This is a genomic window from Mesoterricola sediminis, assembly GCF_030295425.1.
Lineage (GTDB): Bacteria > Acidobacteriota > Holophagae > Holophagales > Holophagaceae > Mesoterricola > Mesoterricola sediminis.
Genome location: NZ_AP027081.1, coordinates 3,995,523 through 4,009,211, shown reverse-complemented (window position 1 = coordinate 4,009,211; position 13,689 = coordinate 3,995,523). Strand labels below are relative to the sequence as shown.

The window sequence follows — 13,689 nt, the reverse complement described above, 5'->3', positions numbered from 1 at the left end:
GGCCGAACGCCTATCTTACAAGGAAAAAAGCCCTGTTTCCAGAACGGGTTTCAGCCCAGGATCCCCGAGCGGAGAGGCGGACGCTTGCGCCGGGGAGCGCGGCGGGGGGCCGCGGGGGCCTCGGCGGTCTTGCGGGGACGGCCCGGCGCGCGGCGCGGCTTCTCCGCGACCTTCTTGGCAGGCTTGTCGGCCTTCTTGGGGGCGGGCTTCGCCTTCCGGGCCTCCTCGCGGCGGACCAGGGCGCTGGCGGCGCGCCCGGTGACGACCACCCGGCTGCCGTCCTTCAGCTGCTTGACCTTGCTCCCGGGCTTGCGGCCGCGCTTCACGGCCATGGGCAGGGGGTCGGATTCCAGGAGGGTCCGCTCCAGTTCGGCCTGGAGGGCCAGCATCTCCCCCCCGTCCTGCTCGTGGTCGTAGCCGCACAGGTGGAGGAAGCCGTGGATGATGAGGGTCTCGACCTCGCGGCGGCGGCTGACGCCGAGCTTCTTGGCCATTTTTTCAGCCGTCGGGAGGCTGATGACCAGATCGCCCAGGTGCTGGAACGCACCTTTTTCGGGATTTGCGGGGAAACTCAGGACATCCGTGGTCTGGTTGATCTGGCGGTGTTCCCGGTTGTACTTCCGCATCACGCGGTCATCCACGTAGGAGATGGAAACCCCTTCGGCGGTGGGGGCAAGGCGGTCCCTCAGCCTGGAAACCAAGTCTCCGAGGGACTTCTCGCCCGGGCCCCTCAGTTTGCTCCGGCTGGACCAATCGATCTTAAAAGCCTTTTCCGCCGTGCCCATAGGTTCTCCGCTGAATGAGATCTTGCAATACATGAACAGTATTCAAGCCAATTATTCCGAAGTCAACGGCCGGGTTCGTATCGAGGCATTCCAAGCGTATGTTGCGCATTTTCCGTGTCATTTGAATTCCGCAATGAACCTCTTTTTATTCGGTGATTTTTTCATTTCTGGGTCATGTAAAATATGGGAAATTTACCATCAGGACCCATTCTTTCCGTGTCTGCGGGTATCTTGGATCCATGGAACCGACCCTCCCCTCCCGCCTGGCGGCCCCCGTCGAGGCCTACCTGGCCCTCCTGGACCGCTGGAACCGCACCCACGCCCTGACCTCCCTGGAGCCGGAGGCGCGATTCGAGGAACTGATCCTGGATTCGGCGGTCCTGCTGCCCTTCCTGGACCGGGTGCCGAAAGGCGCGGCCGTGGTCGATTTCGGGACCGGCATGGGCATTCCCGCCGTGGTCCTGGCGCTCGCTCGCCCGGATTTGACCGTGCACGCGGTGGACAAGGCCCACAAGAAGATCGCCTTCGTGCGCCAGGTGGCCCTGGAACTGGGGCTGACCAACCTGCGGCCCTCCGTCGGCCGGGCCGAGGCCCTCCCGCCCCTGGGCGCGGCCCTGGGCGTCGCCAAGGCCGTGGGCACCCTCGAGCTCCTCCTGGGCTGGTGGCAGCGCCACGGCCTGTCCGGGGCGCCCTTCCTGGCCCTCAAGGCCGGGGCCGAGGTGCCGCCAGCCGGTTGGACGGCCGTTTCCCATCCCTACCACCTGCCCACCCGGGGCGACCGGCAGGTGGTGGAGCTCCGTCCGGCCTGAGGCGCGAAAAGGCCGCGCCCGGGGGCGCGGCCTGTCCGGACGTCATGTCCGCCTAGCGGGTGGCGATGTCGCCCACCATGACCTCTTCGCGGGTGCGGAGGAGGCGGCAGGTGGCGGTGTCCTGCTCGGTGCGGACCACCATCATCTGGCCGAGGTAGTAGTTGGTGGAGGGCTTGCCGGCCTCCTTCTTCGGGTTGACGAAGACCCCGGCGTTGGCGAGGGTCCGCCGGCGGGCGCTGATCAGGATCTCGCCCACCTTGAGGCCGTGGCGGGCGCCCTGGTCGATGATGACGAGGTCGCCGGCGCCGCCCACGGGCCGGTCCTCCCGCACGAAGATCACCTTGGCGAGGGGATCCTTCAGGGGCACGGGGCTGCCGATGTCGGTCCGGGGCTTGGCGACGATGTTCGCGGGCTCCGTGAAGGGCACGGCGTGGGCGCCCTCGTAGATGCCGTCCAGGGCGTGCTCGATGACGGCCACGGAGGCGTCGGGGTAGACGGTCACGATGCGGACCACGCCCTCCTGCTGGAGGACGTCGCCCAGGAGGCCCTTCCGGGAGTGGTCATCGGGATGGTGGAACTTGCGGCTGAGGACCTTGGTCACGACGAGCCGGTCGCCGACCTTGGCGCCCTGGTCGGAACCGCCCTTCAGGTAGACGGTGTCGCCGTCGGCGAGGATGCTGCGCTCCCAGGCCTGGTGGCCCTGGATCGGGAAGGCGCGGTTCTCCTTGAAGTAGGCGTCGGCGCCCTGGGGCGCGATGAAGGGAAGCTGGATGAAATCCTGGAAGGAGTAGCCGAACTCGTCCTGGACGGGCTTGTTGAGACGGCGCACGTCGGGCCTGAGGGCGGTGACCTCGGCGGTCGCGGCGTCCTGCTCGCGGCCCGGCGCCACGGCGGACCTGGAGACGTCGATGAGGATGGGGTCGCCGGGGTAGATCCAGTGGGGATCCTTCACCCACTTGTTGAGCTCCCAGATCTGGGGCCAGGCGAAGGGATTGCCCAGGTAGCGCGCGCCGAGATCCCAGAGCGTGTCGCCCTTCTCGACGATGTGCACCTTCTGCCCCGCGGCGGGGCTGATCTCCTTGGGATAGTCCCAGCGCGAGGAATGCGCGGCGACCTTCACGGGCTCAGCGGCCGGGGCGGTGCTGTTCCCGGACTGCCGCGCGGTCTCCTGGGCAGAGGCGGCGAGCGCCATGGCCAGACAAGAGATAACCGCAAACGCATGTAGCCGGTTCCGCTTATGCATCAGGTTCTCCCATGGAGGTTGATGGGGATTATAGGACAGGGTGGGCAGGTATGCCTCAGTTATTATGCCCTGTCTCGCAAGGTTTGGAAAAAGCCCCCTCAGGCCCCTTCGCCGGGATTGCCCAGGCCGCGGAAGTACAGGATCCACGCCTGGCTCCCCCCCATGGGGATCGGGGCCTGGGCGTAGCGGGAGACCCGCGCCCCGGAAGGGCCGCGCAGGACGTCCAGGAGCATGGCCCGAAGGTCCTCGGAGGTGCCGAGCACCACGTGCAGCGAGCGCCAGCCCAGGGCCTGCCCGTCCAGGATCCGCTCCTTGAGCCGCTCCTCGGCGTCGCCCCGGCCGTGCCCCTTGAGGTCCAGGGCGCCGTCCACCTCGATGGCCATGCCGGCGGCGAGGTTGATCTGGACGGGCTGGGCCTGGGCGGGGGCCGGCGCCGGTTCCGGCGCGGGCTGCGGGGCCGGGGTGGGGGCCGGGGGCGGGACCGGCGCTGCCGCCCGGGGCGTGGGCTCGGGCTTCGCCGGCTGGGCGGGACGGGGCTTCGCGGCGCCGGGGCCGCGCTCGGGCAGGGACACGAGGCCCTTCAGGTCCCCCATGGCGGCGGTGAAGTCGGCCCCGGGGTCCTGGGGCGGGGGCGGGGGCGGCGCGGGCGCTTCGGCCGCGGGCGCGGGCTCCAGGGGCACCGCCTTGGGCCGCGCGGGGCGGTGGCCCATGGCGCTGAGGAAGACCGCGTCCTCCTCGGCCAGGGGCCGGAACTCCTGGGGCTTGGCCTTGGGGGGCGGCGCCGGCTTGGCGGGCGCCGCGTCCTCGGCGCCCAGGGATGCCTTCAGTTTCTGCAGGTCCTTTTTCCAGGCCATCGTCCACTCCCTTTTTTCCTAATGTAGCTTCCCCTGTCCCACCCTCGCCACACTTGACGCAAAATGCATCATGGTCCGGGCCGCCAGGACGCCCCTTTTTCCCCGGAATGCTGAGCCTTTCAACCTGGCATACGTTTGGCTGGTCGATATGCATGGAGGCAGCTATGAAAAAGATCCTTCTCACCGCCGCAACCCTGGTGCTCGCCGGCGCCGCCCCCCTGGCAGCCCAGGCGCCCCACCTCGGCTTCGGCCTCAACCTGGCCATCCCGACCGGCGATTTCAGCAGCAAGACCTACGGGGACGGCACCCGCGACACCTACGACGCCGCCCTGGGCCTTCAGCTCATGGCCAGCTTCCCGGTGGACAAGAACTTCGCCTTCCGGGTGGACATCAACGGGATGAACTTCCAGGGGAACTCGGACTACCCCGGCTATCCCCGCTTCAACCTGCAGAACTCCATGTTCAGCCTGGCCGGCGAGGCCCAGATCTTCCTGGGGGACGGCAACGCCCTTCGCCACACGGGCGGCTACCTCATCGGCGGTCTCTCGGCGGACTTCGAGCGGTTCACGGGCAGCTACGACGACCCGGCCTACTACCCTGACGTGACCCTCAACAAGACCCGCATGGGCCTGGTGGTGGGCTACGGCTACAGCTTCCGCTACGTCGGTCGCTGGCGCTGGAACGTGGAGGGCGTCTACCACAAGACCCTCACCGGGAATGACACCAACGCCGGCGATCCTCCGTCCTCCGACTACTTCCGGGTCGGCTTCGGGATGATCTTCTAGCCGGACGCGAAAGGGCCCCGCGCCGGCGGCGCGGGGCCCTTGTTCCGGATCCGGGCCGGCTCAGTTGGCGGCGCGGGCCTTCTTCGACTTGGCCTTCTTCGCCTTGCGGGCCGGGGCGGGCTTCGGCGCGGGCTTCTCTTCCTCGCCGCCCGTCAATCCGGCCAGGAACCGCTTGCCGTCGGCGCTGACGGGATCGAGGCGGACCAGGCGGCGCGCATAGGCCAGGCGCTCGGCGAGGGGCTTGGCGTCGTCCCCCTTCACCTGCTCCAGCTTCTCGGTGACATAGGCCTCGTTCGAGCCCACGCGGGCGATGTCCGCCTTCTCCTTGGCCAGGAAACCCTGCCACTCCGCCAGGCTCGCCGCGTAGACGTCCTGCTCCTTGCGGAGCTGGGCGAGGATGGACGCGATCTCCCCGAGGCTGCGTTCGCTGGCGGCCGCCGCGTTCCGGTACTCGTCCATCTGGGCCCGGGCCTGGGTGCGCACCTTGAGCTGGTCCGAAGTCAGGCCGGGCTGGGCGTCCAGGTCCTGGACCCGCTGTTCCAGCTTGGCGAGCTCGGTCCGCCAGGCCTTGAGGTTGGCCTGGTGCTGGCCGCGGATGGAGCCGAGGGTGGCCTCGGCCCCGGAGGCGTTGTCCGCCGCGGTCTGGGCCGCCTTCTTCAGGTGGGCCACGGCGTCCTCCCAGGCCCCCTCCATCACGCAGGAGCGGGCCGCGAGGCCCATGACCGCCACCAGGGCGTGCATGGCGTTGTAGTCGGAGGGATTGACGGCCGGGCCCTCCTGGAGGAGGAGGGACTCGGTGGCCTTCCGGACAGGGGCCGAAGCCCCCTTGGCCAGGCTCTCCTCCCATCCGGCCCGGTTGTCCCGGAACTTGTCGGGGAGGTGCTGGGCGAACCCCGGGACGGCCAGGGCCAGGAGGGAGGGGAGGAGGAGCCTGAGTCGGGCCATCACTTGGCCTTCTTGGCCTTGCCCTTGGCCCCCTTGGGGGCGGCGCCGAGGGGATCCTCGCCCTTGATGACGCGGCCGATGATCTCGTCAGCCTTGGGCTCGAGCGGCGTCCCGGCCACGTTGTGGCGGAGGCGGAACAGGAAGTTCAGCTTGTCGCTGGTCTCCTTGCGGCTCTCGTAGTTGGCCCGGGTCTTCATGACGTTCTCGAAGTACTTGAGGCGCTTGTCCTCCTTGCCCTTCACCTTGGCCTCGGCGACGCCCTTGGTGATCTCGTCGGACTCGTCCTTGAGGGTCTTCTTCATCGTCTCGATCTTGGTGGGGATCAGGTCGGCCTCGGTCTTCGTGGCGTCGATGGCTTCCTGGAGCTGCTTGATGACCTTGGGGCCGTTCTCGAGGTTGCCGTTGTACATCTTCAGGGCGTTGACGTCGTCCTGCTCCTGGGCGGCCTTCTGGCTCTTGGCCTCCAGGTCGCGGAACTTCTGGAGGTTCGTCTGGAGCCACTTGGCGACTTCGGACTTCTCGGAGGCGCTCTTGGTGGTGCGGTAGATCTCGTCCTTCTTCACGAACTCCTTGTAGAAGGTCTCCTCCTCGGCCGTGCGGGTCGCGGGCTTGAGGGCCTTGATGCGCTCGCCGTTCTGGTCGACGAAGACCTTGGCCTTGGCCACGGCGTCCGTCCAGGTGGCGATCACCGGGGACAGGGCGGCCTTGGTGCTCTCGTGGTTCACCCGGGCGCAGGCGTCCGCCTTGGTGCAGAAGTCCAGCACCTTCTCCCACTCGCCGGCCTGGCCCGCGGCCTTGGCGGCCAGGAGGTAGAGGCGGGTGAGGCCGCTGAAGGAGATGGAGGTCTTCATGGCCGTGCGGGCATCGGCCTTGTCGAAGGCGGGAAGGGTGGCGGGAAGCAGCCCCTCGGCGTGCTTCAGGGCCTCGAGGGGCTTGTAGGCCTTGAGGAGCTCGTCGACCTTGGGGGTCTCGTCCTTCAGGATGGTCATGTAGTCGGGGAGGGCGGGGGCCTGGGCCACCAAGGCGGCGGGCACGAGGGCGAGGGTCATGAGGGCAGGGGTGCGCATGGGTGGCTCCAAGTCAATTGAAGGTTTCAGGGTAGCCCATTTGGGGGGGGGACTTCGACCCGGAGCTTGGCCCACTTGGACTGACTTGTGATCAAAAGCTTCCGGCCGGGACCCAGCAGCCCCGCCCGGATGTCCAGGGTGAGGGGATAAATAATGAATTTGTCCGGCTGGCCCGGGACCACCACCCGGAGCAGGACGATCTCCCAGGTGCGCCCGGGGATGAAGTCCTTGACCCAGCGCCGGCGGGCGATGGGCACCCGGAGAAGGGGCAAGCGGGCATCCCCCGCCGGTCCGAGGGCCGCCTCCCCCAGGGACCCCCGGCCGTCCCAGGCGGGGTGGGGGCAGCGGGCCCGGGGACCGGCCCAGACCTGCACCCGAGCGCCCGAAGGAGCGTCCGGGATGACGACTCCCATCTGGAGAGAGGCCTGGTCGGTCCGCGTCGGCAGGTTCCAGAGGACGAGGGCGCCCAGGCTCAGGAGGAGGAGGCAGGTCCAGAGAACGTAGAACCACCGGCGGCGGTGGTGGATGGAGGCAGGGGCCATCGGTCAGTCCTTGAGGGAGATGTTGGGGCTCTTCTCCAGGATGATCAGGACGAGCCGCTCCAGCTCGTCCACCATCAGGAAGCGGAGGTTGGTCCGGGCCCAGGTCCCGGCCACGTCGGAGGTCGTTTCCGAGGGGGGCGCGCCGCCCCGGAGGATGAAGAAGACGCGGCCCTTCTCCAGGCTCCGCACGTACTTCCACGGCAGGTGTCCCGCGCCCAGGCGGCGCGCCAGGGCCCGCGGCAGCCCCGCGTGCTCCACCGTGATGCCCAGCTCGTCCACCATCACCGAGCTCCCCTCGATGAGGACCAGGCCGAGGGTGGCCAGGAGGAGCAGCACCCCGGCCAGGAGGCACAGGGCGAGGCTCAGGATCAGCACCAGCCAGAGCCGGGTGGTCGGCTCGCCCAGGGCCAGGGCCTGGTGGAGGATCGTCGCGAGACCGTTGACGGCGTTGACCAGCATGCCGACGGCCCGGATGCCAACCAGCCAGGAGCCCGCGCACAGGAGCACCGCCAGGGCGCGCTGGGCGAGGCTGGGACGAAAGACGAGGGGTGTGGCTGCGCTCATGTCAGGCCGTCGCCATGTCCCGGAGGATGGCGTCGGCCGCCGCCGCGGGATCCGGGGCCTGGGTGATGGGGCGCCCCACCACGAGCCAGGTGGCCCCTTCCCGGAGGGCCTGGGCGGGGGTCACCACCCGCGCCTGGTCCTGGGCCGCCACGCCCCCGGGGCGGATGCCCGGGGTGAGGCGGTGGAAGGCCTCGCCACAGGCGGCGCGCACCGCGGCCGCCTCCCGCGCGGAGCACACGACCCCATCGCAGCCGCAGTCCTTGGCCAGCCTCGCCAGGTGGAGGGCCAGGTCCCCGGGCTCCGCCGTCGAGCCCAGCCGCGCCAGGGCCTCGGGCCCGAGGCTCGTGAGGATGGTGACCCCCAGGAGCCGCGTCCGCCCCCCGCGCTGGCGGTGGGCGCGGACGGCCTCCGCCGCGGCCTCCATCATGGCCGGCCCGCCCTGGGTGTGGATGGTCAGCAGCGAGGGGTCCAGGGGCAGCAGCGCCTCCAGGGCCCGGGCCACCGTATTGGGGATGTCGTGGAGCTTGAGGTCCAGGAAGACCGGCCCGGCCTTCTGCACCTCCCGCACGAAGGCGGGTCCCTCCGCGCAGAAGAGCTCGAGGCCGACCTTGAACATGCCGACCCGTCCCTTCAGCTTCGCCGCGAGGTCCAGGGCCTCCCCCGCGCTGGGCACGTCCAGGGCGACCACGAGCTTGGCGGCGACGGACGGATCGATGGTCATGGAAACACCCCCGGGTTCGAGCATCATATAGGAGATTCTACCGCCCACGCCCCCGGAGCCCCCCGGTGAAGATCCCCCTCCTCCTCCCAGCAGCCCTCCTCTGCCTCCAGGCGCACGCGGAGCGCCCCGCCCGCGTCCCCTACGCCGAGTCCGCCGACCTGGTGCTGGGGGCCCTGGAAGAGGGCGCGGCCCTGCCGCCCCCGCCCGCGGCCTCCACGGACCCCGCCGCCCTCGCCTGGCTCCGTGCCGCGGCCGGTCCCGGCCGGCCCCGGAACCCCTTCCGCCCGGGCACGGACCGGTGGCGCGAAGCCGAAGCGGTCCGGCGCCTGGCCTCGGCCCCCGATCCCGCCCGGGCCCTGGCCGACCTCCCCCTCACCCTGGACGGCAGCGGCCTCGCCGTGTGGCGCTGGGGGCGCGCCGCCGGCGCCGCCCCGGCCCTGCGCCGCCTCTGGGAGGATCGCATCCTCGGCGCGCCCGTGGCGGGGCTCCTGCGCGGCTGGGCCCTGCGCCACGCCCTCTGCTTCGCCCTCGCCGAGGCCGACCGGGACCGGTTCACGGCCCTCCGGGAAGCCTGGGGCGAGGACGCGCCCGGGGACTTCCTGGGCTTCCAGCGGGCCTTCGCCCTCCTCGGCGCCCCGACCCCCATGTTCCGCCTCTGGAGCCTGCCCGGCCTGGACTACCGTGAGACGGACCTGCGGGGGCTGGGCGGGGAGGCCTTCCTGATCACCCCCTTCCGCGGCGAGGCCCCCGCGCCGGGCGAGGGCCAGTGGATCCTGCCCGTGGAGGAGGGGCGGCTCGGGGGATTCCCTGTTTCCCTCCCTGGGCAGGCCATGGAACGGGCCCGGGACCTGGCCGCCAGGATGGCGGCCGCAGGCCGCGAGGGCTGGCTCCTGCCCGGGGAGGAGCCCCTCCAGGCCTGGGGCCTGGTGCTCTTCCCCGTGCGGATCCGCCTCGCCCCGGACGGTACCGTGCGGTCCATCCGGATGGGCGACGCGGCCCTGGATCAGGCGGCGCCGGCCCCCTGAAGGAGGGCGGTGAGGGTCCCCACCAGCATCTGGGCCCAGTAGTGGAATCCGCGGCGCACGGGCTTGGCGCTCCAGCTCGCGTGGAGGCGGTCCTTCAGCAGGGGGTAGTTCCCGTCGGGGTCCAGGATCGCGGCCGTGACGGGGCTCTCGAACTCGTAGGTCACCCACCGGTCCTGCCCGTCCCACGCGAGGCGCCGTTCAGAGCGGTCCTCGAGCCGGACCCACAGCGTGATGGGCGCGCGGATTCCGCCCTTGCGGACGAGGGTGATGGCGCCCTTGCGGCCCGGGGCCGATGGCTGCGGCGCCGCGAAGACCATGCCCCCGGACGCGTCCATCCAGCCGCCCTCGGTCACCTCGCGCACCTCGACCTTGTCGATGGCCATGTCCAGGACGTCCGTGCCCTCCATCCAGTCCTTCCAGAAGGCGGACAGGTCCCGGCCCGCGACCCGTTCCGCGACCCGCTTGAAATCCTGGGCCTTGGGATGCCGGAAGGCGAACTCCCGCGCGTAGGTCTGGACCACCTGCTCCATGGTGGGACGGCCGATCATCGCCTCGAGCTGGTCGAGCACCAGGGCCGGCTTGCTGTAGGCCGCCACCCCGTAGGACTGGTAGTCGCGGGCCAGGTAGCTGGGCCGGAGGATCGGGTCCGTCGACGGCATCGCCCGGTAGGCCAGCGCGGATTCCGCGTCCGTGCCCACCTGGAACCGGCGGGAGCCGAACATCGCCTGGTAGCCGCGCTCCATGGCGCGCTGCGTGAACCAGGTCGTGAAGCCCTCGTCGAGCCAGGCCTCCTCCACCTCGTTGGAGGCCAGCATCCCGTAGAACCACTGGTGCCCGATCTCGTGGATCGTCACGTGCTCCGGCGCGTAGCGGATCCTCAGCGGGTCGAACCGCACCGACGAGGCCGTCACCAGGGTGGGGTATTCCATCCCGTCAGCCCCGCGCGCCTCCTCCGGGAGGTCGAGGACCGTCAGCACCGGATAGGGGTAGGGCATGAACCACTCGCCCGCGTGGCGCAGGGCCACCCGGACCGCGAGCATCTGGCGCTCCAGGTTGGTGAAGTTCTCGGGCTGGTAGTAGCAGAACACCTGGACGCCCCGGTACTCGAACTTCTTGAAGTTCCAGCTCCGGGAGGGCATCACCGCCCAGGCGAAATCGTGGACGTCCTCCGCGTGCAGCTTCCAGATCACGTTCAACTTCCGCTTGGGATCGGGCGTGACGTCGTCATCGGTCCTGAAATTGGTCTGCGCCCCCACGTGGGCCAGCAGCAGCGCGTTCGGCAGGCTCAGCTCCACGTCGTAGACCCCGAAGTCCGAGTAGAACTCCGTGAACGCGTGGTAGGCGTGGCAGACCCAGTGGTCGCCCTCGTAGACCCCGGCCTTGGGGTACCACTGGGCCCCCATCAGGAAATCCCCCGACCCGCTCCCGCTCCAGCCCGACCGCGCGATGATCCGCGGGAACCGGCTCTCCCAGGCCACATCCAGGCGGATCGTCTCCCCCGGCGCCACCGGCTTCGGGAGCCGGACCCACCACACCGTGGCGTCCTCCCCCGCGTGCCCCTCCAGGACCTTGTCCCCGAGCTTCACCGACAGGAGCCGGCAGTAGCCCCAATGCCGGGGGTTCCGTTCGTCGAAATCGCGCGTCAGTTTCCGGGGGCCGCCCATCTCCCGCACGAAGGCCGTCTGGGGCCCCTTGAACGCGTTGAGATACAGATGCAGGGGGAACTCAGCCGTCGGAGCATGACCCGTGTTGCGCCAGGTGATCGTCTCGCGGCCCTCCAGGGCCTTGTTGGGCCAGTCCAGGGCCGCCTCGATGTGGTACTGGGCCACCCGCGGCGACTTCGGCTTGTCGAACCAGCGCCCCGGATCGAACGCCGCCAACCCCGTGCCCCAGATCGCTGCAACCAGCCAAATGACCCAACGCCCCATGTTGCTCCCTCGGTGGCCTTGAGATTAACGCAATCCGCCTTTGCATTGCCCCAGGAAGGTGATACACTGGTCCTTCCGGCGCGGGGTGGAGCAGTCCGGTAGCTCGTTGGGCTCATAACCCAAAGGTCGCAGGTTCAAATCCTGCCCCCGCTACCAATCGCCAGATGACGAGAGCCTGAAACGACAACGTTTCGGGCTCTTTTCCTGTTCAGCCAAAGATCGAGGTGAACCCTCGGGTTCAGCCTGATTCTACCGCCTGGACAGGGATCGTGTCACAAGGACGCCACAAGCTTGACCAGCCAGAAAGGCAGTAGGGACGGGCATAGGGAGGATGTTTGCCGCAACGAGTGACCCCATCCCAGTGGCGCAGGGGAGGTCAACTTTGGCACTGAGGTCCCAGCAGACTGGTTAGGCTGCCCTGGCTTCAGCCGAATGCTTCCCGGCGTAGGCAACCGTTTGGGTCATTTAAAGGAATCAGTAGGGTTAAATTAATCACAGAGAAGGCATCGAAGGGAGCGCTTCAACTAAACACGCAATAGGTAAGAGGGCGCCTTGAAGCCTCTTGACCTGAACTGGGTCGGCTCGCCGCTCTGCGGCCGAGCCGCCCCCATCACCTCAAGGGAGCATGAATGCTCTTCAACGATCTTCTCTCGGCAAAAGGTTTGCCGGACGAGCCCCTGTATCACCCCAAGGAAGCTGCTCAGCTTCTTGGCGTCACTCAGACCACCATCAACGCATGGCTGCGGGATGGGCGGCTTGATGGCTTCAAGGCAGGAAAGCACTGGAAATACGTCAGTCGCCAGAGCCTTCAAGTTTTGGTGGAGGGGGTGCCGCGTGTGTGACCAGTCACAGGTGTGCATCTGCACATCAAGTCATCTGGACAAGGACCTGTGTTTGGTCTGGCGGTGCTGGCTGTGCCTACGGTCAACGGGCTGGGTGATGACAACCCCATGCTATATGGGGGCGAAGCCCCGGCGGTCAGAGAATGGAAACAGCGTGCCGCTGAAGTCAGGTCGGTTCTTCTATGAACCTGATCTCTTTGACCACACCACAGCACCAGCATCCGGTCTGGTGATCCATGAATAGCATGGACCTTGATTACCTTGAGGGGCTGGCAAGCTTCAATGTCGTGTTCACAAAGGTATTCCCTGACACCAAGCACACCACCCGCACTTGGGACTACTTCGAGAACCTCCATGAGAGCCTCGGTGAATCGCGCCTCGACTACGTGGATACCTGGCTGCGGCAAGGCTACGGAGTGGGTTACCTGCTTCGCGGTGGGCTTGCTGCCGTAGATGCGGATGGACCTGAGACCGTGCAGCGCATCCTGGATTTCGAGGATAGGGAGGTTTACATCCACCTTCCGAAGGTCCAGACCCCCAGCGGTGGCGTCCATGCCCATTTCAGGCACCCCAGCGACATCGACATGACCCGGCTGAAGAATCATGTCTGCCATCCATATGAGGACGATGAGAAGGTGCCATGGGACTTCAAGCTCAACTCCCGCACAATGTTGATGGCACCCGGCACCATCATGTCCAAGGGCTCCTACCGAGCGGGAATCTGGCTTCCACCGCCCACCTTCGATGTCAGGTTTCTAGCGCCGGAACTGGAAATCTATCGAGACATCCGCCCCTTCCTGCGGAATACCCGGAGCCTTGAGGACCGGATGATGGGGGCTATGGGCTACCTCGAACACCGTGCACCCATCGCCATCAAAGGCTTGGGGCGCCGTGCCGTGCTGCGTAGGGTTGCTGAGCATGTAGTCGGATGGTATGACCTCGATCCGCATTTGGCGCTCTACTTCATGACCACGACCACCGCAGGTAGCAACGAGATTGGAGAATCCATCATGCACATCGCCTGGAATGCCCGATGTCTGGATTCTGATGGGAAGAAACTCCCGTGGACCAGGAAGGAACTCCTGGACGCCCTGTATGACGCCCTAGACGCTGCTCCGGCATACGGCATCCTGATGTATGAAAAAGCCCAAGCGAAGGCACAGGCACGCCAGAAGGCTGCTGAGTTCATCGAGGTGCTCACCTACCTCCCGGAGCCGCACGGGGTCATTACGATTGCCTCAGAGCCTCTCCACAGCCTGTTCCTGGAGTTCTCAGGAGTCCAGGCTGATGCCTACCACAAGAGCGAATTGGGCATGGAACTGAACATAGCCATGGCTGAGGGTCGTCTTCCTTTCGTGAAGCAGGAGCGCACAAGTCGCAGTCGCTTCTACGTGGGCATGGACGAGCGCACCATCAGGTATGCCATCGGCGTCTTTGAGCAGCGCCGCAAGGGTGTAGCCCTGGCTTCGTGACCATGCACAGGTGTGCAGATGCACATCGCGGCACGCGCCCCCCGTCGCCCTCCGTGCACCTTGGTAATTGTCGCCAGCACGGAATTCCGCCATCAAGCACATGCACT

14 protein-coding genes and 1 tRNA gene are annotated in these 13,689 nt (G+C 67.8%); 6 read left to right on the top strand and 9 right to left on the bottom strand.

From position 1 onward, the window contains the following. Positions 1 to 50 precede the first annotated feature (50 nt). Positions 51 to 785, bottom strand: coding sequence for an rRNA maturation RNase YbeY (gene ybeY, locus R2J75_RS17420; protein ID WP_279341761.1), 735 nt, complete (start codon positions 783 to 785; stop codon positions 51 to 53). A 239-nt stretch (positions 786 to 1,024) separates the two neighbouring features. Here ybeY and R2J75_RS17415 point away from each other — a divergent pair, with 239 nt between their 5' ends. After that, the gene (locus R2J75_RS17415) at positions 1,025 to 1,594 is read left to right on the top strand and encodes a 16S rRNA (guanine(527)-N(7))-methyltransferase RsmG (protein ID WP_243329077.1); all 570 of its coding nucleotides are present in this window, start codon (positions 1,025 to 1,027) and stop codon (positions 1,592 to 1,594) included. A gap of 52 nt (positions 1,595 to 1,646) precedes the next feature. Here R2J75_RS17415 and R2J75_RS17410 read toward each other — a convergent pair whose 3' ends face one another. Both R2J75_RS17410 and R2J75_RS17405 read right to left on the bottom strand, forming a co-directional pair. Then, positions 1,647 to 2,786: a LysM peptidoglycan-binding domain-containing protein gene (locus tag R2J75_RS17410; RefSeq protein WP_316410705.1), complete on the bottom strand. Its 1,140-nt coding sequence runs from the start codon at positions 2,784 to 2,786 to the stop codon at positions 1,647 to 1,649. A 149-nt stretch (positions 2,787 to 2,935) separates the two neighbouring features. Next, positions 2,936 to 3,691, bottom strand: coding sequence for a hypothetical protein (locus tag R2J75_RS17405; RefSeq protein ID WP_316410704.1), 756 nt, complete (start codon positions 3,689 to 3,691; stop codon positions 2,936 to 2,938). A gap of 164 nt (positions 3,692 to 3,855) precedes the next feature. Here R2J75_RS17405 and R2J75_RS17400 point away from each other — a divergent pair, with 164 nt between their 5' ends. Beyond that, complete coding sequence (locus R2J75_RS17400; RefSeq protein ID WP_243329080.1) at positions 3,856 to 4,476, top strand: outer membrane beta-barrel protein; 621 nt, start codon at positions 3,856 to 3,858, stop codon at positions 4,474 to 4,476. 60 nt (positions 4,477 to 4,536) lie between these two features. Here R2J75_RS17400 and R2J75_RS17395 read toward each other — a convergent pair whose 3' ends face one another. Genes R2J75_RS17395 through pyrF form a run of 5 tightly spaced genes read right to left on the bottom strand, consistent with a single transcriptional unit; the run spans position 4,537 to position 8,315 of the window. Further along, positions 4,537 to 5,421, bottom strand: a complete 885-nt coding sequence (locus tag R2J75_RS17395) for a hypothetical protein (RefSeq protein ID WP_243345827.1) — start codon at positions 5,419 to 5,421, stop codon at positions 4,537 to 4,539. Next, entirely contained in the window at positions 5,421 to 6,488 is a 1,068-nt protein-coding gene (locus tag R2J75_RS17390; protein WP_243329082.1) for a hypothetical protein, read from the bottom strand. The genes R2J75_RS17395 and R2J75_RS17390 overlap by 1 nt, the downstream gene beginning before the upstream one ends. Before the next feature lie 26 nt (positions 6,489 to 6,514). Then, the gene (locus R2J75_RS17385) at positions 6,515 to 7,030 is read right to left on the bottom strand and encodes a hypothetical protein (protein ID WP_243345825.1); all 516 of its coding nucleotides are present in this window, start codon (positions 7,028 to 7,030) and stop codon (positions 6,515 to 6,517) included. Between the two features lie 3 nt (positions 7,031 to 7,033). Next, positions 7,034 to 7,594: a hypothetical protein gene (locus R2J75_RS17380; protein WP_243329084.1), complete on the bottom strand. Its 561-nt coding sequence runs from the start codon at positions 7,592 to 7,594 to the stop codon at positions 7,034 to 7,036. Between the two features lies 1 nt (position 7,595). After that, complete coding sequence (gene pyrF, locus R2J75_RS17375) at positions 7,596 to 8,315, bottom strand: orotidine-5'-phosphate decarboxylase (RefSeq protein ID WP_243329085.1); 720 nt, start codon at positions 8,313 to 8,315, stop codon at positions 7,596 to 7,598. Between the two features lie 65 nt (positions 8,316 to 8,380). On the opposite strand from pyrF, the gene R2J75_RS17370 reads away from it, so the two are divergent. Then, positions 8,381 to 9,340, top strand: a complete 960-nt coding sequence (locus tag R2J75_RS17370; protein ID WP_243329086.1) for a TonB C-terminal domain-containing protein — start codon at positions 8,381 to 8,383, stop codon at positions 9,338 to 9,340. Here the strand turns inward: R2J75_RS17370 and R2J75_RS17365 are convergent. Continuing rightward, on the bottom strand, positions 9,319 to 11,268 hold the full coding sequence (locus R2J75_RS17365; RefSeq protein ID WP_316410703.1) for a M1 family metallopeptidase: 1,950 nt from the start codon (positions 11,266 to 11,268) through the stop codon (positions 9,319 to 9,321). The two genes, R2J75_RS17370 and R2J75_RS17365, sit on opposite strands and share 22 nt — an antisense overlap. 79 nt (positions 11,269 to 11,347) lie before the next feature. On the opposite strand from R2J75_RS17365, the gene R2J75_RS17360 reads away from it, so the two are divergent. The 3 genes from R2J75_RS17360 (at position 11,348) to R2J75_RS17350 (ending at position 13,582) form a co-directional block, all read left to right on the top strand. Further along, positions 11,348 to 11,424 (top strand) — tRNA-Met (locus tag R2J75_RS17360). Positions 11,425 to 11,897: 473 nt separating this feature from the next. Next, a complete protein-coding gene (locus R2J75_RS17355) occupies positions 11,898 to 12,110 on the top strand; it encodes a helix-turn-helix domain-containing protein (protein WP_316410702.1) in 213 nt (70 codons plus the stop codon). Positions 12,111 to 12,355: 245 nt separating this feature from the next. Next, on the top strand, positions 12,356 to 13,582 hold the full coding sequence (locus R2J75_RS17350; protein ID WP_316410701.1) for a bifunctional DNA primase/polymerase: 1,227 nt from the start codon (positions 12,356 to 12,358) through the stop codon (positions 13,580 to 13,582). Positions 13,583 to 13,689: the final 107 nt, after the last annotated feature.

Excerpts from the sequence above, each read along its gene's own strand:
- R2J75_RS17385 (WP_243345825.1), bottom strand. The coding sequence starts at position 7,030 with ATGGCCCCTGCCTCCATCCACCACCGCCGCCGGTGGTTCTACGTTCTC.
- R2J75_RS17400 (WP_243329080.1), top strand. The coding sequence starts at position 3,856 with ATGAAAAAGATCCTTCTCACCGCCGCAACCCTGGTGCTCGCCGGCGCC.
- R2J75_RS17415 (WP_243329077.1), top strand. The coding sequence starts at position 1,025 with ATGGAACCGACCCTCCCCTCCCGCCTGGCGGCCCCCGTCGAGGCCTAC.
- R2J75_RS17355 (WP_316410702.1), top strand. The coding sequence starts at position 11,898 with ATGCTCTTCAACGATCTTCTCTCGGCAAAAGGTTTGCCGGACGAGCCC.
- R2J75_RS17350 (WP_316410701.1), top strand. The coding sequence starts at position 12,356 with ATGGACCTTGATTACCTTGAGGGGCTGGCAAGCTTCAATGTCGTGTTC.
- R2J75_RS17390 (WP_243329082.1), bottom strand. The coding sequence starts at position 6,488 with ATGCGCACCCCTGCCCTCATGACCCTCGCCCTCGTGCCCGCCGCCTTG.
- pyrF (WP_243329085.1), bottom strand. The coding sequence starts at position 8,315 with ATGACCATCGATCCGTCCGTCGCCGCCAAGCTCGTGGTCGCCCTGGAC.
- R2J75_RS17410 (WP_316410705.1), bottom strand. The coding sequence starts at position 2,786 with ATGGCGCTCGCCGCCTCTGCCCAGGAGACCGCGCGGCAGTCCGGGAAC.
- ybeY (WP_279341761.1), bottom strand. The coding sequence starts at position 785 with ATGGGCACGGCGGAAAAGGCTTTTAAGATCGATTGGTCCAGCCGGAGC.
- R2J75_RS17380 (WP_243329084.1), bottom strand. The coding sequence starts at position 7,594 with ATGAGCGCAGCCACACCCCTCGTCTTTCGTCCCAGCCTCGCCCAGCGC.
- R2J75_RS17395 (WP_243345827.1), bottom strand. The coding sequence starts at position 5,421 with ATGGCCCGACTCAGGCTCCTCCTCCCCTCCCTCCTGGCCCTGGCCGTC.
- R2J75_RS17405 (WP_316410704.1), bottom strand. The coding sequence starts at position 3,691 with ATGGCCTGGAAAAAGGACCTGCAGAAACTGAAGGCATCCCTGGGCGCC.
- R2J75_RS17365 (WP_316410703.1), bottom strand. The coding sequence starts at position 11,268 with ATGGGGCGTTGGGTCATTTGGCTGGTTGCAGCGATCTGGGGCACGGGG.